This window comes from Acinetobacter qingfengensis (genome assembly GCF_008693185.1).
In the GTDB taxonomy this organism is placed as follows: domain Bacteria; phylum Pseudomonadota; class Gammaproteobacteria; order Pseudomonadales; family Moraxellaceae; genus Acinetobacter; species Acinetobacter qingfengensis.
Genome location: NZ_VXKN01000002.1, coordinates 394896 through 418833, shown reverse-complemented (window position 1 = coordinate 418833; position 23938 = coordinate 394896). Strand labels below are relative to the sequence as shown.

General features: G+C 38.2%; 24 protein-coding genes. 9 read left to right on the top strand and 15 right to left on the bottom strand.

The annotated features are described in order from the left end of the window. Window positions 1-5: 5 nt before the first annotated feature. The 8 genes from F4V57_RS04525 to F4V57_RS04490 all read right to left on the bottom strand — a co-directional run bounded on the left by F4V57_RS04525 (window position 6) and on the right by F4V57_RS04490 (window position 7533). Entirely contained in the window at window positions 6-1244 is a 1239-nt protein-coding gene (locus F4V57_RS04525) for an FAD-dependent oxidoreductase (protein ID WP_070068814.1), read from the bottom strand. Between the two features lie 38 nt (window positions 1245-1282). Further along, window positions 1283-2170: a bifunctional methylenetetrahydrofolate dehydrogenase/methenyltetrahydrofolate cyclohydrolase FolD gene (gene folD, locus F4V57_RS04520; RefSeq protein WP_070068813.1), complete on the bottom strand. Its 888-nt coding sequence runs from the start codon at window positions 2168-2170 to the stop codon at window positions 1283-1285. Then, the gene (purU, locus tag F4V57_RS04515) at window positions 2167-3033 is read right to left on the bottom strand and encodes a formyltetrahydrofolate deformylase (protein ID WP_070068812.1); all 867 of its coding nucleotides are present in this window, start codon (window positions 3031-3033) and stop codon (window positions 2167-2169) included. Before purU ends, folD begins: the two co-directional genes overlap by 4 nt. Window positions 3034-3279: 246 nt before the next feature. Then, a complete protein-coding gene (locus F4V57_RS04510; protein WP_070068811.1) occupies window positions 3280-3513 on the bottom strand; it encodes a hypothetical protein in 234 nt (77 codons plus the stop codon). Between the two features lie 354 nt (window positions 3514-3867). Beyond that, window positions 3868-5001, bottom strand: a complete 1134-nt coding sequence (locus F4V57_RS04505) for an aminomethyltransferase family protein (protein ID WP_070068810.1) — start codon at window positions 4999-5001, stop codon at window positions 3868-3870. Window positions 5002-5053: 52 nt separating this feature from the next. Beyond that, complete coding sequence (locus F4V57_RS04500; RefSeq protein ID WP_070068809.1) at window positions 5054-6064, bottom strand: heme-dependent oxidative N-demethylase family protein; 1011 nt, start codon at window positions 6062-6064, stop codon at window positions 5054-5056. A 12-nt stretch (window positions 6065-6076) separates the two neighbouring features. Then, window positions 6077-7021, bottom strand: a complete 945-nt coding sequence (locus tag F4V57_RS04495; RefSeq protein ID WP_070068808.1) for a PDR/VanB family oxidoreductase — start codon at window positions 7019-7021, stop codon at window positions 6077-6079. Then, on the bottom strand, window positions 7018-7533 hold the full coding sequence (locus F4V57_RS04490) for a dimethylamine monooxygenase subunit DmmA family protein (protein WP_070068807.1): 516 nt from the start codon (window positions 7531-7533) through the stop codon (window positions 7018-7020). Before F4V57_RS04490 ends, F4V57_RS04495 begins: the two co-directional genes overlap by 4 nt. Window positions 7534-8210: 677 nt before the next feature. On the opposite strand from F4V57_RS04490, the gene F4V57_RS04485 reads away from it, so the two are divergent. Further along, the gene (locus F4V57_RS04485) at window positions 8211-9809 is read left to right on the top strand and encodes an isocitrate lyase (RefSeq protein WP_070068806.1); all 1599 of its coding nucleotides are present in this window, start codon (window positions 8211-8213) and stop codon (window positions 9807-9809) included. A gap of 119 nt (window positions 9810-9928) precedes the next feature. Beyond that, the gene (locus tag F4V57_RS04480) at window positions 9929-10438 is read left to right on the top strand and encodes a DUF3465 domain-containing protein (protein ID WP_070068805.1); all 510 of its coding nucleotides are present in this window, start codon (window positions 9929-9931) and stop codon (window positions 10436-10438) included. 390 nt (window positions 10439-10828) lie between these two features. On the opposite strand, the gene alr is transcribed toward F4V57_RS04480, so the two are convergent. Both alr and dnaB read right to left on the bottom strand, forming a co-directional pair. Continuing rightward, window positions 10829-11911 (bottom strand): alanine racemase, encoded by a 1083-nt coding sequence (gene alr / locus F4V57_RS04475; RefSeq protein WP_070068804.1) that lies wholly within the window; start codon window positions 11909-11911, stop codon window positions 10829-10831. A 27-nt stretch (window positions 11912-11938) separates the two neighbouring features. Beyond that, window positions 11939-13384 (bottom strand): replicative DNA helicase, encoded by a 1446-nt coding sequence (gene dnaB / locus F4V57_RS04470; protein ID WP_070068803.1) that lies wholly within the window; start codon window positions 13382-13384, stop codon window positions 11939-11941. Between the two features lie 220 nt (window positions 13385-13604). On the opposite strand from dnaB, the gene trhP reads away from it, so the two are divergent. Further along, window positions 13605-14903, top strand: coding sequence for a prephenate-dependent tRNA uridine(34) hydroxylase TrhP (trhP, locus tag F4V57_RS04465; protein ID WP_070068802.1), 1299 nt, complete (start codon window positions 13605-13607; stop codon window positions 14901-14903). 4 nt (window positions 14904-14907) lie between these two features. Then, a complete protein-coding gene (locus F4V57_RS04460; protein WP_070068801.1) occupies window positions 14908-15156 on the top strand; it encodes a YfhL family 4Fe-4S dicluster ferredoxin in 249 nt (82 codons plus the stop codon). 57 nt (window positions 15157-15213) lie between these two features. Here F4V57_RS04460 and F4V57_RS15005 read toward each other — a convergent pair whose 3' ends face one another. Beyond that, window positions 15214-15342 carry a hypothetical protein gene (locus F4V57_RS15005; protein ID WP_264754214.1) on the bottom strand — a complete coding sequence of 43 codons (129 nt, stop codon included), beginning with the start codon at window positions 15340-15342 and terminating at the stop codon, window positions 15214-15216. Between the two features lie 17 nt (window positions 15343-15359). After that, the gene (locus tag F4V57_RS04455) at window positions 15360-15971 is read right to left on the bottom strand and encodes a superoxide dismutase (protein WP_070068800.1); all 612 of its coding nucleotides are present in this window, start codon (window positions 15969-15971) and stop codon (window positions 15360-15362) included. Window positions 15972-16127: 156 nt separating this feature from the next. Here F4V57_RS04455 and F4V57_RS04450 point away from each other — a divergent pair, with 156 nt between their 5' ends. From F4V57_RS04450 to F4V57_RS04430, 5 genes are all read left to right on the top strand, one after another. Next, window positions 16128-16313, top strand: a complete 186-nt coding sequence (locus tag F4V57_RS04450) for a hypothetical protein (RefSeq protein ID WP_070068799.1) — start codon at window positions 16128-16130, stop codon at window positions 16311-16313. Window positions 16314-16809: 496 nt separating this feature from the next. Next, a complete protein-coding gene (locus F4V57_RS04445) occupies window positions 16810-18312 on the top strand; it encodes a circularly permuted type 2 ATP-grasp protein (protein WP_081409144.1) in 1503 nt (500 codons plus the stop codon). A gap of 16 nt (window positions 18313-18328) precedes the next feature. Beyond that, window positions 18329-18931: an alpha-E domain-containing protein gene (locus tag F4V57_RS04440; protein ID WP_070068798.1), complete on the top strand. Its 603-nt coding sequence runs from the start codon at window positions 18329-18331 to the stop codon at window positions 18929-18931. After that, entirely contained in the window at window positions 18928-19707 is a 780-nt protein-coding gene (locus tag F4V57_RS04435; RefSeq protein ID WP_070068797.1) for a transglutaminase family protein, read from the top strand. Before F4V57_RS04440 ends, F4V57_RS04435 begins: the two co-directional genes overlap by 4 nt. 9 nt (window positions 19708-19716) lie before the next feature. Continuing rightward, entirely contained in the window at window positions 19717-20451 is a 735-nt protein-coding gene (locus F4V57_RS04430) for a peptidase (protein WP_070068796.1), read from the top strand. A 339-nt stretch (window positions 20452-20790) separates the two neighbouring features. Here the strand turns inward: F4V57_RS04430 and F4V57_RS04425 are convergent, their stop codons facing one another. From F4V57_RS04425 to rodA, 3 genes are all read right to left on the bottom strand, one after another. Beyond that, on the bottom strand, window positions 20791-21411 hold the full coding sequence (locus F4V57_RS04425) for a septal ring lytic transglycosylase RlpA family protein (RefSeq protein WP_070068795.1): 621 nt from the start codon (window positions 21409-21411) through the stop codon (window positions 20791-20793). Window positions 21412-21743: 332 nt separating this feature from the next. Continuing rightward, entirely contained in the window at window positions 21744-22727 is a 984-nt protein-coding gene (gene mltB / locus F4V57_RS04420; RefSeq protein ID WP_070068794.1) for a lytic murein transglycosylase B, read from the bottom strand. Between the two features lie 33 nt (window positions 22728-22760). Next, window positions 22761-23912, bottom strand: a complete 1152-nt coding sequence (gene rodA / locus F4V57_RS04415; protein ID WP_070068793.1) for a rod shape-determining protein RodA — start codon at window positions 23910-23912, stop codon at window positions 22761-22763. Between the last annotated feature and the right edge of the window lie 26 nt (window positions 23913-23938).

Here is a 23938-nt window from a genome sequence, read left to right as displayed (position 1 = left end):
TCTCCTTAATGGCTGGCAGCTGTTGCGCCCATCTCGTTGACTTGATGGAATTTGCTAAATCGTTCCAGTGCAAATGGGGTGATCAGTTCCGGTGTTTTTCCGGTTGCCACAAGTTCAGCCATGGTTTTGCCACAGATCGGTGTGGCTTTGAAGCCCCAAGTTCCCCAACCGGCATCTAGATAATAATTGTCATAGGGTGATTTCCCCATGATTGGACTATAGTCCGGCGTCATATCGGTAATTCCAGCCCATTGACGCATTAATTTGACATTGGCCATAAACGGGAACATCTCGATGGCATGAGCCAGCAAGCTTTCTTTTAAATCCAGTGTAGAACGCGTGTTGTAAAGTGGATAAGGATCGGAACCACCACCAAATACAATTTCACCACGGCTGGTTTGTTGCACATAACAATGTAATGCCGAAGAACTCACCAAAGGATTTAGAAAGGGTTTAAAAGGCTGTGACACCATAGCTTGCAAAGGGAAAGTATGAATTGGCGCACGAATATTTAATTTATTCATCAAGATTGATGAGGCACCGGCAATCGCCTGTACTGCACAACCACACTGAATTGTCCCGCGATTGGTTTTAATCGCTGTGATCTTGTTGCCGTCAACAACAAAATCCTCTACTTCAGTAAGCTGATGAATTTCCACGCCACGTTTAACGGCTTCCTTGGCATAACCCCACGCCACTGCATCATGACGAGCCGTTGCACCATCAATGTGCCATAGTCCTGCCAATACAGGTAAATGTGCAGGATCAAGGTTTAGGCAAGGCACCAGTTCCTTGATTTGCTGGCGATCCAGCATTTCTGTGCGACCACCAAAATGTTTATTGACTTCTGCACGTTGTCTGAAAGCCCTTACCGTGGAATCGGTATGGGCAAGTGTGAGTTGTCCACGTTCTGAATACATAATGTTGTAATCAAACTCATTGGACAGATTTTTGAACAGCTTAACAGACTCACTATAAAACTTAACACCTTCAGACGTGAGGTAATTAGAGCGAATCACTGCCGTATTCCGTGCGGTATTGCCTCCGCCCAGATATGATTTGTCCAGTACAGCAATATTATTGATACCATGATATTTGGATAAGTAATAAGCAGTTGCCAGACCGTGACCACCACCACCAATGATGACCACGTCATAGCTTGATTTCAGCGCTTTGGGCAGAGGGAAATCAACTTCAAGTGGATATTCTGAACTTAATCCATATTTAAGCAGACCTAATGGCATAATTCCTCCGAGTATCGCTCTAATTACAATTTAAAATATTAATGTCTGTGCTGAATATAAGTTGCATGCAGCGTATTTTTCATTAGATAGGCGATGGTCATTGGACCAACACCACCCGGAACAGGAGTAATGGCACTTACATGTGGATATACATCATCAAAATCCACATCTCCGACTAAACGAGTCTTACCATTTTCTTCAATACGATTAATTCCAACATCAATGATGATCGCATCGTTCTTGATGTAATCTGCATTAATCATACGTGGACGACCAATGGCTGCGATCAGAATATCAGCCTGTTTACAGATCTCTTGAATATGGCGGGTTCTGGAATGGACAATCGTTACGGTGCAATTTTCATGTAGCAACAGATTTGCCATCGGTTTACCAACAATATTGGAACGACCAATGACCACAGCATTCAGTCCGGACAAATCACCCAGATGATCCTTGAGTAAACGCAAACAGCCTTTTGGTGTACAAGGTACCAACACATCACGTCCCTGACTTAATCCGCCAACATTTTCACTATGAAAACCATCAACATCTTTTTCAGGTAAGACACTTTGTAATACTGTGTTTTCATCAATGTGTTTGGGTAAAGGTAATTGCAGCAGAATACCATTTACTGAAGTATCGGCATTCAACTCCTTAATCTTGGCTAACAAAGTTTCAGTCGAGGTCTCCGCATCCATACGAAATTCAAGTGAGCGAATACCGACTTGCTCGGCTTTTTGTACTTTATTGCGAACATAGACCTGACTGGCTGGATCAAATCCCACCAGAATAACCGCCAAACAAGGCTCAATACCTTGCTGTTTTAATTGTTCGACTTCGATTTTGACTTCTTGCAGCACCACTTCGGCGGTGGCTTTACCATCAATGACTTTATTCACAGGTTCTATACTTAAACGGATACTCATTTGAATACCACCGTACGGTCATCATTTGAAAACACACGATGCTCAACAAAATATTTCACAGCTTTGGATAAAGCGACGGTTTCTGTATCACGGCCAACGGCAACCAAATCTTCAGGGAGGTAGGAGTGATCCACACGCTGCACTTCCTGTTCAATGATTGGCCCTTCATCTAGATCACTGGTGACAAAGTGTGCTGTTGCACCAATCAGTTTTACACCGCGTGCATGTGCCTGATGATAAGGTTTGGCACCTTTGAAACCAGGTAGGAAAGAGTGGTGGATATTAATGGCACGACCAGACAGTTGTTTGCAAAGATTATCGGAAAGGATCTGCATATAACGTGCAAGTACGACCAGATCTGTTTTGGTTTCTTCTACGATTTTGAGAAGTTCCTCTTCCTGCTGTGCTTTGTTTTCTTTACTTACAGGTAGATAGATAAAACGTAAACCTTCACGTTCGGCAACTGGACGCATATCCAGATGGTTGGAAACCACCGCAGTAATATCAAAATCCAGTTCACCTTTTTGACGGCGATATAAAAGATTAAGGAAACAATGATCAAACTTGCTCACCATAATCAAAACCTTCACAGGTTGTTTTTTGGTGAAAAAATTAACTTGCATTTTAAACTTGTCACGAATTTCGGTAAAACCGGCTTCTAATTGTTCGATATTTCCGGAACCATTTTCGTTAAAGCGAAAAACGATACGGGTAAAAAAACGATGGGTAATTTCATCATCAAATTGTGCCATTTCGCTGATATAACAATGATTCTCTGAAAGATATCCTGAAATGGCGGCCACAATACCAGAAGCTGCTGGACAACTAATCTTTAATACATATTGGTCAAAATCTTGTTGCATGTGGGGATCCTCGTGCTTTTATCGCTATCTTCTCAAGCCACGGAATAAAGATTCAAAAAAGGTGAATTAAATTCCTATTGAGAAATTTATTTTCCTGATAGTTAATTTATAAGATATTTGCATTGCCGTCTATAGTTTTTTGAATTTTTTTTTCTTGTTAGGAAACTTTTATTGTTTTTGTATATCATTGATTAAAAAAGAAGACATGACGGTGCATGTCTTCTTTTTTGCATCATGGGTTGCACATTAATGAAGAACTTCTACACGATAAAATTGTTTTAATTCCAGTAATCTTTGAAATGGATTTTCAGCACTACATAATGTGTTGAGATGTTCATGAAAACGATGGATTAGGCTGCCATTACTATTAATAATCCAGCCTTTAACTGAGGCATCATCTACATTTTCCATATACAGCTCACAAGTATCTGGATTTTGTAGTTTGATACTTTTAATTTTAAAAAAGCTTTTACCTTCCATAACGGTTACTCCAGAGCGTTGAAGTCAATTAAATTAAGCAAATATGATGCCATAAGAATAATTTTTAACTTTTAGGAATATTTTTTTGCAATTAATAATAAATCCGTTGCGATCATTGCTATAGATATCTATTTTTATACAGCTAAAAATTACTGGAAGTATTCCATTCATCTTTCTTTTTTTGAAAAATATCTATAATAGTGCAATGTATTCTATTCATTTAAAAAATCGCACACTCTTGGTGATAAGAATAAATTCTTTTAATGATGTGATTTTAAAGGTGAAAAATCCCATCCGAAGATAGGATTTTCCGATTCTGACTTTGGTTGAGGGAACTGTGATAAAGCGATTTGCTTAGCCTTTTGCTAGTCGTTTAAGTTTATCTGGATCATCAAATGGAAGTGTGTGCGCAATGGCATCGACTTCCAGGCTACCTTTGACCTGTAATACTTTACCCTGAATGGCATAAGGGAGATCAAGACGAGCAAGTGCCATGGACTTTCCAGTCAAACGCGAATACATCCCACAGGTAATAATGCCAACTTGTTGACCATCTGCCCATAATGTATCGCCGATTTCAGCCGCTTGTTCTCCTTCAAGTAATACGCCAAAGATTTTAAAGCGTTGTTTGCCTTTTAAGCGGCGATGTTCATAACAGCCGCGGAATTCGCCCTTACTTGGTGATACGGTGAAATCTAGACCAAGTTCCCAGAGCGTATCTCCGGATTTTTCATTGGCAAAAGGATAATATTCAGAATTGTCATAAGGGAAAAATAGAAGATAGCTTTCGACCCTTAAATAATCCAGTGTGGTAAAGCAGGTGGCAACAATACCAAAATCTTTCCCTTTTTCTAAAATTGTATCCCAAATTATTGGTGCATCAGCAGCCTTACAAAAAATTTCGTAACCTCGTTCACCCGTATATCCGGTACGGGAAATCATCACAGGACAGCCAAATAACCGTGTTTGCATGTGATGAAAATAAGCTAGATCACGAATGCCTGCGACATGTTCAGCCAGAAAATCTACAGCAACCGGACCCTGTAAAGATAGATCGTGTAGATCATCATCAAAAATAATGGCCACTTGACGCCCCACTGCACCACGGGTCAACATTTCCAAACCAATACCTGTGCCATGCACCACCATAAATGCATTTGGACCAGTGCGATAAATGATGCAATCATCAACAAATTTACCTTCTTCATTCAGCATGGTGGCATAAGCAGACTTACCCGGATAGATTTTGGAAATATCCCGTGTGGTTGCATATTCCAGTAAACTTTCTGCATGTGGGCCAACATAATGAACTTTTTTTAGGCCTGAAACGTCCATTAAACCTGCTTTTGTACGAATCGCTTCATGGTCATCCGCTACACTGCGATCTTTATAGGTCCATGCAGTACCCATACCGTTCCAGTCTTCAAGATGAGAGCCCATTTGTCGGTGACGTTCTGCCAATGCTGAAATGCGCCAAGAGTTTGCCATAGTGATATCCTTCCTGTTTTTTAAATGTATTGCACTATTGTTTGTAAAAATGTTATTGATCAAATTGACTGAGCCACTGCACAACGGTTGCTCGATAACGGGTAATGCCTTTGTATTCAGCAATTTCTTCAGGTAAATCTCGTAAAACTCGATGTAACCGTTTGGCCCAGTCGGGATGTGTAATCAAATCATTTAAGCTAATGAGATAAGTGCGAATGCTAAATAAAAGTGCATTACTGCGTGGCAAACGTGGCATAAACTGTAACTCAACGCGTAAATGCACCAGCTCGCCTACGTTCTCGGGGGTGACCATACAGCGTTCATGTCCCCACAGATGATAAGTTTCTGATGAAGTATCCATACGTGGGTTAATGGTCATGGTCCAGTTTAGACGGCGATAAGGATGACCCACCTGAATATTGAGTAGAAATTTTAAGGCACGCTCAAATACACCAAGATCATGGGCAATTTGGGGTACAGGTGCATGCCATTGTCTAAAACTCATGCCTGCATCAAAATTGAGTGACCAATCCGCAGCACCAGTAATCATGCCTGCATCCATCCATAAATCACCTTCACGCTGGTCTAGTAGGGCAATATCGCCTTGTACCTGACGACTGATAAATTCAAAAGGTTCCATAGCCAAAGTGCTGGTATCACCAAAGGTGAACTGCACATCAATCTTCATGGGATGATTAATCCAATGCCATTGTTTCCCATGGCGTCGTAATTCAAATTGTTCCGGATAATCCTGTGATAAATGTTCCATTGCCATTTCCAGAAAATCCCATGCAGCCTGTTGCATGTGTGGCATGATGACGCAACGCTTTGGATCACTTTTCAGTGTCATAGCACGTTCATTGGTTTCGGTCAGATAATGCTCATCAATGTCAAACCAGTGTGCAAATACGGTATCTGGTTTTGCTGTTGCGGGTTCCAGATTTACTGAATACATATAACTGTCTTCAGGAAATGGAAATGGAAACCGTGCAATTGCTAGCGGACTATTATGATATTTGAATTGTCCACGCATACTTTCATTAAGATTAAATTGAACTGTCATGTAAAAATTTCCTTATAAATCAATATCAATAGAGCAACCGTGCTTGGTGCGGGAAACGCATGGCATTAGTAGATGTTGTTTTTCCTGCTCAGATAAAAAATGATCTTGATGGTCAACTTCACCGTGATGATATTTCACTGCACATTGACCACATACGCCACCTCGACATAAGTTAGGAACATCAATACCGTGGTTTTCTAATGCTTCTAGTAGGCTAAACTCGCTGGCAACATGAATTTTTTTCTGACTTTTTAATAAATTGACATCAAATGCTATGCCTGGCGCTGGAGAAGTAAATGCTTCCCAATGTATGCGGCTCTGACACCACCCCAACGCTGTTGCACTTTGTTGTACACCTTCAATTAAGCGATCTGGGCCACACACATATACATGACTATTAAGCGGTTGCCGTGAAAATAGCTGTTTAAGATTTAAACGTTGTCTGGTACGTTCTGAATAAATATGAATTTGATCTTGAAAAAGTGATGTTAATAACTGTTCATAAGCATTACTTAACTGATCACGACAGGCGAAATGTAGTTCAAAGCTACCACCGATATGTAGTAAATATTTAATATGTGAAATAAATGGTGTAATGCCTATTCCTCCGGCAATAAAAATATGATGTTTGGCCCGAGAATGTAGCGAAAATAAATTTAAAGGTGGAGAAACTTGTAAAATATCACCTACTTTGGCTTGTTCATGTAAATAACGAGAACCACCACGAGAATTTTCCTGTAAGCGTACTGCAATCTGATACTGATGAGATTCAAGTGGATCACTCATCAATGAATAGGCATTACGGATGGTACGATCTTTTAACGGCATATTAACGACAATGTGACTGCCTGATGAAAATGGCAGTAATGCTTGATTCAAACTTTCAAAAGTAAATTCACGGATAATCGGTGTAATTTGTTTCACATCACCAATACGCACAGGCATTAAATTATTCATGTTGTTTGCTCCTCTATTTGTTCAGCATTGGCGCAAACAGCCATATATGCGCCTAAGCGTTCAGAAAAATGTGAGCGAATAAAAAGAGAGGTATGACATTGTGGACAATCACAGAATTTATCGGCTGAGCTTTGAAACAGATGAAAACAATGTACACAGTAAATTTGTTTATTTGGACTTGGCGTTTTAATCAGTAAAATTTCAGCACTGACCAATCCATAGTCGAGTAATTTATTTTTAATTTGCCAGAGAAAATATTCATCACCACATACAATGGCGTATGTGCCAATACATGCTTGTTTAAATGCTTGACTAAGTTGATGGAGAGCCAACGCATCTTCTGGATTAGCCAAAATAATGATCTTGGCATTGTTATTTGCTTGGTACTGATCCATTAACTCTAAAGCTGAATCTGACTTTTCATCTTGTAAAATGATGAAATAGCGAGATGCTAAAAGAAGACCATGACTGGACTCTGTATATTGGGGTGTACTTGACATGGCGTCTTGCATAGTAAAGCCCTCACTTAATATTACTAATAAGAAATATTTATGCTTAAAGGGAATGCATGATGTGTGCCAATATTTAAGTGTTTGATTTTTATGTAAAAATAAACAAATTAGTTTAAAAAACAGCACTTAGTATAAAAAATGCACCATTTATATCAATTAAATGAGTCAAAAAAGTGCATAAATATATATAATTCATGCTGTTAGCATGATTTTCTATAAATTGAAATTCTCTTTTTTATATACCTAAAAAAGGGTAGTGATATATTTTATAATTACATCTCTTAATTTATATTTCTTTGTTTAAAATAGTCCTTAAAAAATTTTAAATGAATGAGCATCAAGCATGTTTTGCTTAAAATTTATTCTAAAAAATAACTTTAAAAGCAACTTTTATTTGCATTAGACATAAGTCTAAAAGCGAAAAAATATACGAAATGTTACAGAGGATAAAGATTTTATGAAAAATAATAAATAATAAAATCAAATATTTATTCTAAATGTGAGTAAATATGTTTTGAAATGATTGTGGTATTTTTTATATGAATAATGAAAATCAAGGCAGAATATTGGATTAAAAAAAAATCTCGATCTAATCTTTGTTCATACCCTCTGGTGGCGACTCTGGTTAAACCCCGAAAATCCACTAAAAGATAATCCTAACGATCAAGGAATATACCATGACTTACCAATCAGCTTTAGAGCATGTACGCAAAGTTAAAGAAAAATTAGGTGGCACATGGAATGCGATCCGCCCAGAAGATGCTGCACGCATGATTGTTCAAAACCGTTTTCATACTGGTCTGGATATTGCAAAATATACTGCTGCAATTATGCGCAAAGATATGGCTGAATACGATGCAGACCACAGCAAATATACACAATCACTAGGATGCTGGCACGGTTTCATTGCACAACAAAAAATGATTGCCAACAAAAAATACTTTGGTACAACCAGCAAACGTTATATCTATCTATCTGGCTGGATGGTTGCTGCACTTCGTTCAGAGTTCGGTCCATTACCAGACCAATCTATGCACGAAAAAACCTCAGTACCTAAATTGATCGCAGAAATTTATACTTTCCTACGTCAAGCTGATGCCAAAGAATTAAATGATTTGTTCCGTGCTTTACAAAAAGCGGAAGCTGCAGGCGATGCTGCAAAAGTAAAAGACATCGAATCACAAATTGATAATTTCGAAACGCATGTTGTACCAATCATTGCTGACATTGATGCTGGTTTTGGTAACGAAGAAGCGACGTATTTGTTAACTAAACAAATGATCGAAGCGGGCGCTGCTGCAATCCAGATCGAAAACCAGGTATCTGATGCAAAACAATGTGGTCACCAAGCAGGTAAAGTAACAGTTCCACACGAAGACTTTCTTGCCAAAATCAATGCGGTACGTTACGCATTCCTTGAGCTTGGCGTTGATGACGGTGTAATCGTTGCACGTACTGACTCTGAAGGTGCAGACTTAACACAAAAAATCCCTGTATCCAAAGAGAAAGGTGATTTAGCTTCTCAATACATCAGTTATTTAGATACACAAGAGATTGACATTGCTGATGCGAAAGAAGATGAAATTCTGATCAAACGTGATGGTAAATTACATCGTCCAACACGTTTGGCTTCAGGTTTATACCAATTCCGTGAAGGCACACAGCACGACCGCGTTGTACTTGACTGTGTAACCAGCTTACAAAATGGTGCGGACATGATCTGGATTGAAACACCTACTCCAGACGTTCAAGGTATTGCTGGTTTTGTAAATGACATCAAAGCACAAGTTCCAGATGCGAAACTTGTTTATAATAACTCACCATCATTCAACTGGACATTGAACTTCCGTCAACAGTCTTATGATCGCTGGGCTGCTGAAGGTAAAGATGTATCTGCCTATGACCGTGCCAAGTTAATGAGTGCTGAGTATGACGATTCTGAATTGGCTGCTGATGCTGATGACAAGATCCGTACCTTCCAGGCAGATGCTGCACGTGAAGCGGGTGTATTCCATCACTTGATCACTTTACCGACTTACCATACTGCTGCATTGTCTACACATGAGTTGGCAAAAGGTTACTTTGGTGAAGAAGGTATGTTGGCTTATGTTGCGGGTGTACAACGTAAAGAAATTCGTGGCGGTATCGCGTGTGTGAAACATCAAGCAATGGCGGGTTCTGATATTGGTGATGATCACAAAGAAATCTTTGCTGGTGAACAAGCACTTAAAGCAGGCGATGACAGCAAAAATACGATGAACCAGTTCGCTCACTAATCTAAATCGTTTTTAAAGCCGTCTCAAACTAAGCGTTGGGGCGGTTTTTTTATTGCAGTAATTCTGTCTGAAATTGTGTATCTTACCGATTGAAAAACTGTAATACATTTGAGGTAGACATGAATAAAAAAAATCTGGGAATTGGTGGACTTGTTGCGCTGATCATTAGTATTGTTTTTGGTATTAATGTTTTTACACCAGAATCTAGAACATCTGAGTATTCTGCGCACACTACGACACAATTATCACCACAACAATCTTCTATACAGCACCAGCAATATTCTGAAACTTCACAAAGTAATATAAAAATTGAACAGGCATTTGCTCAAAAACAACAGAATGTGGAGGTAGAAGGGAGTGGTACTGTAAAAGCAATTTTAAAAGATGACAATCAAGGATCACGACATCAAAAATTTATTTTGAATTTGAGTAATGGACAAACGGTTTTGGTCGCTCATAATATTGATTTGGCACCTCGTATAGATTCTCTAAAAAAAGGGGACATTGTTGTGTTCAAGGGAGATTATGAATATAGTGAAAAAGGTGGTGTAATTCATTGGACACATCGTGATCCGAATGGACATCATACTGATGGCTGGTTAAAGCATGATGGAAAAATTTATCAATAATAATTATAAGGTTAAAAGTAGATGTCAAAACACGATATAGAAATTACAGGGTATGAACGCTGTTTCGCAAGTATACTTTACGCTGTATTGGGCATAGCACTGGGGTATGCAATTTCCATGTTATGGGCTATTGGGGTCAGCAGCCATACTTCGCCATTGATAATTATTTTAATAACTTCATTATTGTGCGCAGTCATTGCATTTTTTCGTCCTTATCTATTGCCTAGGTTAATTTATAAACTTTGGCATTTTTTATTTTAAATCCAAAGGTGTTATTGTAATGGCATTTCTTCAAATTTTTCCTTAGAGGGAAGATTTTGAGAGCGATATCCATATTCTTGCAACCGCTCTAAGGATTTAAGTTGATTTTTTAATGATCAGTATTCCAGATCAGTCTTGAATGATACGTTTTGGACGTTCAGTTAAACGACATAATAACTCATAACCAATTGTTCCATTTGCAGCCGCAACCTCATCTACTGAAATATGTTCACCCCATAGCTCAACTGAAGTGCCTGGGTGAATCTGATCTTCATAGCCAGTAATATCAATAGTCATCATGTCCATACTGACTCGTCCTGCATGTGCAAAACGTTGGCCATTAATTGCAACAAAAACTGGTACCTGATAAGCACGTGGATAACCATCACCATAACCAATCGAAACGACTGCAATACTGATGTCTTTTTCAGCAATAAAACGGGAACCATAACCGACTTTTTCTCCGGCTTTAATCCGATTAATTGCCATAACTCCGGCTGTAAATGTCATTGTTGTTTGTAAACCGAGATCTTTTGCACTGCGATCATCAAAGGGTGAAGCGCCATAAAGCATGATTCCGGGTCTGACATAATCGAAGTGTAATTCAGGATAATTGTAAATGGCTGCGGAATTACAGCAGGACACTTCTATCGGTTCACATACTGCTTTGACATGTAGAAGCTGATCAATTTGTTGTTGGTTCATTGGATGTTCAGGCACATCAGCATTTGCAAAGTGCATGGCAAGAACACAATGAAAATTTTCATCTTTAAGTTGATGAATGACATTGATAATTTCGGGTACTTTAAAACCCAGTCGATTCATACCGCTATTGAGTTTGATCCAAACTTTTAATCCGGCATTTTGATAAGCTGTTTTGTGATGGAGTAACCAGTCCAATTGTTGCCGATGATGAATAATACATTCACATTTTTCCTTGATTGCTGTTAGCAGTTCTGTTTCAGAAAAAACGCCTTCGATTAAGGTAATGGGTTTATGATTACCGGTTGCTCTAATTTCCAGTGCTTCCTGTAAGCAGGCTACACCAAAAGCATCTGCTTGATCCAATGCATGGATGGCATTTTCAACACCAAGTCCATAGGCATTGGCCTTTACCATACAGATGGTTTTTGCTTTGGGTGCGAGTTGTTTTACTCGTTGTAAATTATGTTGCAATGCGGCTTTATGAATTGTGATGCTTGCTTGGCGCACCGTAAAACTCCTTAGAGGATGGGCGAATTACTCATCATCATTTTGAAAACTGTTGTAATACTCAGGGGATAAATCACTAAAGCGGGTATATTGCCCTTCAAAGGCTAAGCGTACCGTACCGATAGGACCATTACGCTGTTTACCAATGATAATTTCAGCAGTTCCAGCTTCTTTGGATTCTTTATTGTAAACCTCATCCCGATAAATAAACATAATTAAATCGGCATCTTGCTCGATCGCACCTGATTCACGCAAATCGGACATGACCGGGCGTTTGTTAGGACGATTTTCCAGACTTCGGTTAAGCTGCGAGAGTGCAATCACTGGGCAACTCATTTCTTTGGCCAATGCTTTTAAGCTACGAGAAATTTCAGAAATCTCACCCACACGGTTATCGCCAAGACCTGGAACTTTCATTAATTGTAAATAATCGACCATGATACAGCCAATTTTACCATTATGATTTTTTGCCACACGGCGGGCACGGGCACGTAATTCATTTGGTGGTAGAGCGGAGGAGTCATCAATATATAGATGTTTTTCCTGTAAATGCACCATGGTACTGGTCACTTTGGACCATTCGTCACCATCCATTTTACCCGAACGCAAATGTCCCTGATGTACACGACCAAAGGATGAAATTAGACGCATGGCAATTGAGTCAGAAGGCATTTCCATGGAAAAAACCAGTGCAGGTAAATTGCAATTAAACAATACGCTTTCTACCAGATTCATGGCAAAAGTAGTTTTCCCCATAGATGGACGGGCAGCAACAATAATCAAATCCCCCGCTTGCATCCCAGAAGTTTTATTATCCAGCTCAATGAAACCTGTACTTAATCCTGTGATACTGCCTTCAAGTTGGGAAAGCTCATCAAGTTTGGTGACAACACTGGTCATGACATCTTTAATTGGTTGCGGGCCAGCTTTGGTTTGCTGATTATTATGCTGTTCTGCAATCGAGAAAATATTGGTTTCGGCCTTATCCAGCAAATCACTGACTTTTTGTCCTTTAGGATCATAGGCATCGCGTAAAATATCATTACCAACACTGATCATGTGTCTTAAGGTAGATAGTTCTTTGACTTTTTCGGCATAACTTGGCAGGTTAAATAGTGATGTTGGTGATTCTGACATTAATTGCATTAAATAAGCTTCACCACCTGCTGCTTCCAGCAAATGTTGACTAGCTAACCAATCATTTACCAATACAGCATCATAGGGCTGATTGCCTTGAGCAAGCTTTGCAATACTTTGAAAAATATGACGATGACGCGCTGCATAAAAATCTTCTTCAGTCAAAATATCTGCAACGCTTTCCCATGAATCTGCCACAGTCATTAACGCAGCCAAAACAGCCTGTTCCATCGTCAGATTATGTGGTGGTGTACGAAAAGATTTACTTTGGTCGTCAGTTGAGTTTTCGGTATGTGTCTTTTTTGCAGACGTTATTGGAGCATTTGCAGTCGACATATTTAAGGCATACCTGACAATATTGTAAAAGAAAAATTAGCTAAAGATTTTAACATTATTCCAGATCGCTGGGGGAGAAGAATAGTACGATTAAATTTTATGATCTTTAAATGTTTAAATTTTATGAAACACCATAAATTCAAACGTCGCTTCCAGCTATTCAGACGAAAACAAATTACGCTATAATAAACCATAATTTTTTTATGGTTTTAATGCGGTAATGACTGAATTACTTTCTCCTGCGGGCTCCTTAAAAAATATGCGCTATGCCTTTGCTTATGGTGCAGACGCAGTTTATGCAGGGCAACCAAGATATAGTTTACGTGTGCGTAATAATGCATTTGATCATGATAATTTAAAAATCGGGATTGATGAAGCACATGCTTTGGGTAAAAAATTTTATGTTGTCGTTAATATTCAACCACATAATGCAAAATTAAAGACTTTTATTCGGGATCTTGAGCCTGTGGTGGCAATGCAACCCGATGCACTTATTATGTCTGATCCTGGTTTGATCATGATGGTGCGAGAACATTTCCCTAATGTCGTAATTCATTTGTCTGTACAAGCCAATGCAGTCAACTGGGCAACAGTGAAATTCTGGCAGAATTATGGCATTAGCCGTGTGATTTTATCTCGTGAATTGTCCATTGAGGAAATTGCTGAAATTCATGCACAAGTTCCTGATATTGAACTGGAAGTTTTTGTTCATGGAGCATTGTGTATGGCATATTCAGGACGTTGTTTACTCTCAGGTTATATGAATAAACGTGATGCTAACCAAGGTGCTTGTACAAATGCCTGTCGTTGGGATTATAAGGTTCATCCAGCCAAAGAAAACGAAACCGGTGAGATTGTATTGGCTGATCCGGTTTTATTACAACAGGGCAGTAAACCTGAACTGATTGAAATGGATGAAGATGAGCATGGCTCCTATATTATGAATTCCAAGGATTTACGTGCAGTGCAGCATATACAACGCTTAATAGATATTGGCGTTAGCTCTTTAAAAATCGAAGGTCGAACCAAGTCTTATTTTTACTGTGCACGTACTGCACAGGTATATCGCAAGGCGATTGATGATGCGTTGGCCGGTAAACCTTTTGACCAATCATTGCTGACGACATTGGAAGGTTTGGCTCATCGAGGCTATACCGAAGGTTTTTTGCGTCGTCATGTACATGCCGAATATCAAAACTATGAAAATGGTACATCACAAAATTTTCATCAGCAATTTGTCGGTGAAGTGCTGCAACGTGAAGGTAAATATATCTGTATTGCGGTAAAAAATAAATTTCTGGTTGGTGATCAACTTGAGTTAATGACCCCACAGGGTAATCATATCTTTATATTAGAAGATATGCTGGATAAAAAAGATCAACCAATTCATGATGCCAAAGGTGATGGGCATATAGTTAAAATTGCAATGGATCAAAATATTCAGATTGAATATGCCTTGTTAATGCGCTTTTTACCTGAAAATAAGCATTTAAATGTGCTGGCAACCAAAGCAGGTTAAATATATGGCTTTACTCATTACTTCCGCATGTATTAATTGTGATATGTGCGAACCAGAATGTCCTAATCAGGCAATTTCTGAAGGTAAAAAGGTTTATGAAATTGCAGCTGAGCTTTGTACCGAATGTGTCGGTTATTATGATCAACCGACATGTATTCAAGTATGTCCGATCAACTGCATTATTGATCATCCAGAGCATCGTGAAACTCAGGAACAGTTACTTGCCAAAGCTCAGCGGCTCATGGCAAGTTAACAGGTATTTAAAAATCCGGTGGGTACGCTTTGCAGTTTCAAACCTTTTATTGACAATTTAGAACAGTATAAATGGTAATTGATGTGCAAACAGGCAATAACCACCCACGAGGAATATCACTGCACCAACTACAAAACGACCTTTTTGTAATTGGTGTTTATAATCCTGTAGTTGCTTTAGTGACATATTGACCTCCAGATTATTTAGCCAAGTGCTTCGTCATAACGGCGATTAACCTCATCCCAATTGATGACATTGAAAAATGCACCAATATATTCAGGACGGCGGTTTTGATATTTTAAATAATACGCATGTTCCCAGACATCAAGCCCTAGAATAGGCGTATTGCCATGCATTAATGGGCTATCCTGATTGGCAGAACTTTCAACGATCAGTTTTTTTTCAGGAGTAACAGATAACCAAGCCCATCCAGAACCAAAACGTGTTTGTGCAGCTTTAATAAACTCTTCCTTAAAAGCTTCAAAACTACCAAAAACTTCTTTGATCTCCGTTGCAATTTTACCTGTAGGATCACCACCGCCTTGAGCAGACATGACTGTCCAGAACAAACTATGATTGGCATGCCCACCACCATTATTAACAACATTATTTTTAATTTCCGCAGGGACGTCATTAACACGGCGTACCAGTTCTTCTACTGGTAATTTTTCCCATTCTGTACCCTCAATCGCTGCATTGATATTATTAATATAGGTCTGATGATGTTTAGTATGGTGAATTTCCATTGTTTTGCTGTCGATATGTGGCTCTAATGCATCGTATGCATAAGGTAAAGCAGGTAATGAATAGCTCATGGTCATCCTATGATAATGTTAATTGTTTATATTTGATAATAATTATCATGTTCAGTGGAATTTTTCAAGTATGATTTGATAAAACGATGAATTTCTTTTTTTTGATGTTGAACTATGTAAAAATATTTTTAAGATTTTAATTGATTGAGATCATTTATGGCTCAGGAAAAAACGCGTCCGTGGATCATTATATTATTGATAGTGATTATTTTGATCTTTATTGCGGTGGGCGCCTATACCTTATATCACGATGCAACAAGTATTGCGGGATATCTATTTTTAGGACTTGGGTTAGGTGGTGGCCTTGCTGCTTGGGGACTCTATACTGATAAAGAGTTATAAATCATTTTTCCCTGTGAATAATTCTGTTTTGGTGCATTTTTTTATCACAGGGAGATGAAGAGATTTTATGAAAAAATTTTTCACTTAGAATATCTGGTTATAAAATAGGGCAATTTATCAAAAATTAAAGTTATGGCTTTATAAATGTTTTAAATACTGCAATAAATGAAAGCTTTTTTTATTAAAAAAATTATATTTTTCAACATATTAATTTTAAAAAATTTTATATGCATGATTTTGGTGCATTGATAATATGTTTTTTGAATTAAAGATTTACATGATTAAGATTTAAACTACTTGTGTTCACTATTTTTTTCATATTATGCTCAATTCAGTAAGACAATAGATTAAAAGGATTAAAATCGATAAAAACATAACATTAACATGGCATTTATTTTGCTTAATCAGCTTTAAAGATGTGGCTTAAATAACATCAGTGTAAGAGATAAGTGAATTGCTGCAATAACATTACCTGAATAGGTAAGAGGAGGGAAAAATGCTGAAAACCGTAGAATTGACTACTTTAGATCCAGTGTTGCCCAATTCTGAGACAATGAATTCACTGACACCGCCGAAACAAAATTTTTTTAATGAAATGCGCCATAAAGATGGAACAATTCGTGAAGAATTTGTACAAGTAGAAAAGTGGTTATCTGAAAAATCCTTGGCTGAGATTGAACAACTAAACAATGCTGCAAAAGAGCATTTTATTTACGAAGGTATTACATTTACAGTTTATAATGATACAGAAGGTACAGAACGAACCATTCCATTTGATATTGTTCCTAGAATTTTAGAGAAAAAACAATGGGATATTGTTTCAGATGGATCTAAGCAGCGTGTTAAGGCCTTAAATGCTTTTCTGCATGATATTTATCATTCGCAACAGATATTAAAAGACGGTGTAATTCCGGCAGAACAAGTTCTATTACATGAGGCTTATCAGCCTTGGATGCTAAATTTTGATGTTAAAGGTGGTATTTATTCACATATTAGTGGCGTAGACATTATTCGTGATGGAACTGGGGAATTCTATGTTCTTGAAGATAATTTACGTACACCTTCAGGTGTGTCTTACATGCTTGAATGCCGAAATATCAGTAAAAAATTAATGCCGGATATTTGTCATTGTTACGAACTGTTGGAAATTAATCATTACCCACAATTACTTAAACAAACATTAATTGAAAGCACTGATGTTGATAATCCTGTTATCGTTATATTAACTCCGGGACATTTTAATAGTGCCTATTACGAACATGCTTTTCTGGCACGTGAAATGGATGTCCCATTGGTGGGTGCGCATGATTTATTTGTCGAAAATGGCAAAGTTTATTTGAAATCCATTGCTGGGCGAAAACAGGTAGATGTGATTTATCGCCGATTGGATGATGATTTCCTTGATCCTCTAGCATTTCGTTCTGACAGTGTGCTTGGTGTACCGGGCTTGATGTCTGCTTATCGTAATCATAGTGTAGTGATTGCCAATGCACCTGGAACAGGGGTTGCTGATGATAAATCAATTTATCCGTATGTGGATGACATGATTCGTTATTATCTGAACGAACAGCCTATTTTAAAGAACGTTCCTACTTATCAATGTCGTAAGCCAGAAGAGCTGGACTATGTACTTCATCATCTTGAACAACTGGTGGTTAAGGAAGCTCAGGGATCAGGTGGTTATGGCATGTTGATCGGACCTCAGGCAAGTCCTGAGCAAATTGAGGAGTTTCGCCAGAAATTACAATATAAACCTCATTTATATATTGCCCAGCCAACTTTGGCATTGTCTGTATCACCGATTATGACAGAGCAAGGTTTTGCTGACCGACATATTGATTTGCGTCCATTTGTTTTGAGTTCACCCAAAGAAACACGTGTTGTTCCGGGAGGTTTAACCCGTGTTGCCATGCAGGAAGGTTCATTAGTTGTGAATTCTTCCCAAGGTGGTGGCGTTAAAGATACCTGGGTGGTACAACGCAAAGAAACCTTAAATTAAAAATAAGGAAGACGGTATGATTTTATTAAGTACAGCTGCAAAGAATATTTTTTGGCTAGGTCGTTATTTATCCCGTATACAACAGGCATGTCATCAGTTACCGTTTACTGATGATAAAAGAGCAGTGAAATATGCACATGCTTTTTGTTTACCAGCTTGGGATGCCCAAAGTTTGAATGGTTTATTTCTGGATCCTGAACAACCATTTTCTATTCAGTCACAATTTAGATACATCCGTACCAATATACAACAGTTACGAGCAGTTTTTTCTCCGGTAACTTATGCAGAACTTAATCGTTTAACCAAAGATATTTCTGGACAATCAGAAGCAATTTGTCAGGTTGTACAGGAATGTTCTGAAATTCTGGAAGGCGAAATAGAGCAAATATTTTTGTTCTATCGTTTAGGTCGTGTTGTTGAGGATCTAGATCATCAATGTCGTATGGATGAAGTTACACAGACAAAATTAAATGAAATTGATGACATTCTGGAACTTCTAAAAAATTATGGCTGGTATGGTTGTGGGGAAAGTTGGCAACAGCTTTGTCAAAGTTCTAATATGAATACCCTGTACGAATTTAGTGATGATCTGGCACAAATGTTTGAGGTGTGTGAATGAATTTATTAATTAATCATCAAACACATTATCAATATAGCACTCCTGTAATTAGTGCAATTCAGTATATTCGTTTGTTACCACAGGACACTTCAACCCAGAAAATCAAACAGTGGGGATTAAGTGTTCCGGGAGAAAAAATTCAGCAAACTGATGGTTTTGGCAATTTATGGTTGACCAGTAACCAGCGTTTTTCTTATCAGCAATTAATGATCATGGCACAGGGCATGGTTGAAATTGATGATCAGGCAAAATTTAGCATTGATGATCGCATTCATCCGGAAATTTTTTTACAACCAACACGTACCACACAATGTAGTCCTGAAATGATGCAGTTTGCGCATATGTATGCTGCGGATAAAAAACCTGAAAATTTAATTGAATTGGCACAAGCAGTTTTAGAGCATATTCCTTATAATTCGGGTCTAACGCATGTAGAAACGACAGCAGCAGAAGCATTTGAACAGAAAAAAGGCGTATGTCAGGATCACGCTCAGGTATTTGTCGCATTAGCGCGTTATTTGGGTTTTCCTGCACGATATGTTTCTGGATATTTGTATGTTGAAGATGGTAATCATTTGGCAAGTCATGCTTGGGCAGAGGTTTATCAAAATGGAAAATGGTATTGTTTTGATGTGAGTAATCAGCTATTTACACCTACAAAGCATGTACAGCTTGCAGTGGGTCGTGATTATGCAGATGTTGCTCCTATTCGGGGTGTCCGACAACAAGGTGCTGAAGAAACCATGCGTACGGTAGTTCAGGTATTGACGTGCTAAGAGAATTGTATGACCTATTGTGTTGCCTTACGTTTAAAAGAAGGTTTAGTTTTTATTAGTGATACACGAACCAATGCGGGTGTAGATCACATTTCATCATTTAGAAAGTTATTTCGTTTTGGAAAGAATGATGAGCGGTTTATGGTGATTCAAACGGCAGGAAATCTGGCGACTACACAAGCAGTAATTGCTCAATTGAAACATCAAATTGCTGCAAATCTGGAGCCTAATCTTAACACGGTGGCCACCATGTTTGATGCCGCTGAATTGGTTGGCAAGAGTTTACGTTCTGTGATTAAAAATATTGCTGATAGTCCGGAGCAGGAAAGTCTATATGGGTGCAGTATTTTATTAGGTGGTCAAATTGCAGGACAGGAAATGGAATTATATAACATTTACCAGCAAGGCAACTTTATTAAGGCGACAGTAGAAACACCTTATTTCCAGATTGGTGAAATTAAATACGGTAAACCAATTATGGATCGAGCGCTGAATTTCTATACACCGTTGGATCAAGCATTGCGTTGTTCATTGATTTCATTTGATTCGACCATTCGTTCTAATGTGTCTGTTGGTTTTCCACTTGATGTAATGGTGTATCGTGCGGATAGTTTGAAACTACCGGAAGGCAAACGGGTTTATGATAATGATCCTTATTTTGCCAGTATTAGCAAACAATGGTCTGATGCATTGAAAAAAGGTTTACAGGATCTGGCACAACCTACAGAGGAATATTTTTTATAATTTTTTCCTGAAAGATTGAATAATTTTATAAAAAAATCGCAGCTTGCAGTCTAGATTGTGAGCTGTTTTATTTTGAAAAATTCAGTATGATTTATTCCATAAAAAAATTATGTGTAAGTATTGTGTGTAGATACGATTAATTGGCTTATCATGCCATTATCATTGAATTGATGTAGGGTAGCGTAAAACAGAAGAAAAAATGCTACTGAGCGTAAATTAGACTGCTTTAAAAGGAAGTATTAATTCGATACAGACCAAAAGCAAGTTAAAAAATAAAAAAGATAAATTTTTGAACATAAAAAAACCGCAATATTTTTGCGGTTTTATCATCAAAACAATTTAGGAGTTCGGCCCTGAAACTCGTTCAATGGTGACATTACCTACCCCGGTATTGGTCAAACCAATTTGTTTGGCAGCACCATAAGATAAATCTAGTACCCGATTACCATGGAAAGGACCGCGATCATTTACTTTAACCACTACACTTTTACCGTTACTTTTATTGGTAACACGAATATAGCAGTTTAATGGCAAGCTACGATGTGCAGCAGTTAAACCATTCATATCAAAAACATCACCATTGGCCGTTTTACGACCATGGAATTGGCGACCATACCAAGATGCCAGACCACTTTGGGTAAATTTTTTAACAGTATTGGAAGCAACGGTATTTAGTTTATCCAGAATCCCCGGTTCCTCAACATCTAGCTTAGCAGGTGTTGATTCATGACGAACAACACGATTGTTAGCATATTCAGTAATTGTTAAACCGGTAAGTTTTTTACCATCGCCATTAAACAAATTGTTGCTTAGAGTTTTGATGTCTTTGTCTAAAACACGAGAAGAAAGGGAAGTAGAATCGTTATTGTTATGTAAATTTGAAGGCAACATATCTGCCTGAGTACTTAATGCCAAGCTACTCGTGACAGTTAGAAGTAAAAATTTAAAAGATTTATGCACGCGGTTACTCCCATATACGACCAATACATTGCCGTTCTGAACTAGTCGGCATGACCAATTTTGATGAACGTTTTTGCAAATTGATCGCATAAATTTTGTATGATGCGACCTTCAGAATGGGGCGATGATAGAATTAAACTTTTTAGCTTGTCTATCATTGCTACAAAAATAATGCCGAAAAGTTATCAAACTACTAAATTTTAGATCAATAAATAATCAAAAATGTAACATTTTATTTAAAAAGTGGAAAATGTGAGCAAATTAACAAAAAAACTGCTTGCTTTCTTTTAAAAGCGTAAAATTTACTTAACTTTACGCTTTGATTACATAACTTAACGATTAATGATTTCTTCGCCAAGCTGCCATACAGCAGTCGCATACATACGGCTATTATTATATGTGGTGATCACATTAAAATTTGGATAGATTAAATAATAAATCGGACCATAAGTATCTTCTAACTGAATGCCATTGACCATATCTAGTGCATCAATTTTTATATTAGTATTCAATACCTTAAATCCTTGTTGTTGCATATAGCCATAAGGTTTTGTAACTTGTAATTGAAAGGGTTTTGCAATGACGGCATCAAGATTGTTTCCTGAATAATAGGCGCGATAGCCGACAGGCTGACCTCGTTGCCAACCATTTTTAGCCAGATAATTTGCAATGGAACCAATAGCATCAACCGGTGAATTGATCAGGTCAATATGACCATTACCATCAAAATCCACACCAAAGCGATTAATATTACTTGGCATAAATTGTGGATAGCCAATCGCACCTGCATACGATCCTTTTACACTAGAAGCTGTACGACCATCTTGATAACTCCATGCAATTAATGCTGCAAGTTCATCCTGAAAATAGGCTGCACGTCTTGGATAACCAAATCCAAGTGTGGCTAGTGCATCACGTGTCACAATAGATCCTTTGTTTGCACCATAGCCGGTTTCTACACCAAGAATACCTAAAATGATTGATTGTGGTACACCATAAATTTGTTCGGCACGGCGTAAGGTATCGCTGTATTGATTCTTAAAACGCACACCACGCTGGATTGTACCTTCGGTTAAAAAGTTTTTACGATATTCGTACCAAGGTTTATTTTCACCTGGTCGATCCATTAAATCCAGAATACGTGGCAGATTTTTTGCGCCAGACATAGCTGAGTCAATTTGCTGTGCTGTTAGCCCATACGTTGTCATGGTTTTTTGTTTAAATGTGAGATAGTTAGGATCGGTATAAAAGTCATTAGCGAAAACAAGTCCACAGCATGCTGTTAAACTTAATGTTGTTATGAATTGTTTTAACAAGAGTTTCTCCTGATTTATGAGGTGTCTGGATATTTATCGATGAGTATGGATGGACATGATCAGGCCAAATGTGGCCATTAATGTGATAATTGCTGTGCCGCCATAGCTCATAAAAGGTAAGGGCACGCCCACTACAGGTAAAATACCACTGACCATACCGGCATTGACAAAAACATACACAAAAAATGACAAACCCAAAGCACCAGACACCAAACGTCCATAGTTATGAAAACTTTGCATACTAATCTGAAAAATACGAATAATGATGGCAAAATAAATGATCAGCAGAATACAAACTCCGATTAAACCAAATTCTTCTGAATAGGCTGCAATAATAAAATCGGTATGGCCTTCGGGTAAAAAATGTAGATGAGATTGTGTACCATCCAGATAACCTTTACCTGAAAAACCACCGGAACCGATTGCAGTTTTGGATTGAATGATATTCCAGCCAGAACCTAATGCATCAGCTTCTGGATCAAGTAGAGTAAGTACGCGACGTTTTTGGTAGTCATGTAACAAAAATTCCCATGCAATTGGAATAATTGCTGCGGCCACGGCTACCGCTGCCATGATCAGACGCCAAGATAAACCACTTAAAAAAAGAACAAACATGCCACTGGCCAGTACCAGTACTGATGTGCCTAGATCTGGTTGTTCTGCGATGAGTAAAAAAGGGATACCAATAATGATCAGGCTAATGATGACCTGTCTAAATTTTGGTGGTAAAGGATAACGGGATAAATACCATGCCACCATCATTGGCATGCCAATTTTTAAAAACTCGCTGGGCTGTACACTACCAAATCCGGGAATATCAATCCAGCGTTGCGCCCCCATACGAATTTCGCCCACAAAGATAACCGCCAGTAAGGCCATTACACCAAAGCCATAAAAGTAAGGTGAAAATCCCTGATAAATTTTGGGAGGAATTTGTGCCATGATAAACATCACGATGAATCCAATGCCGAAACTCAAGGCCTGTTTCAGAACTAGACCTGTATCCTGCGCAGAAGCACTATATAAAATAGTTAATCCGAGCATGGCATTCATGAGTAAAAAGCTTAGAAGCCACGGATCAAGATGGATACGTTGCCAGAATGTGGGGGCGTAACGTATCTGTGAACCATCACGAGGTGCATAACGCAAAAAGCGATTAGGCGGCGTAAGTTGTGGTTGGGACATGAGGAAAAATGGTACTTATCGATAAA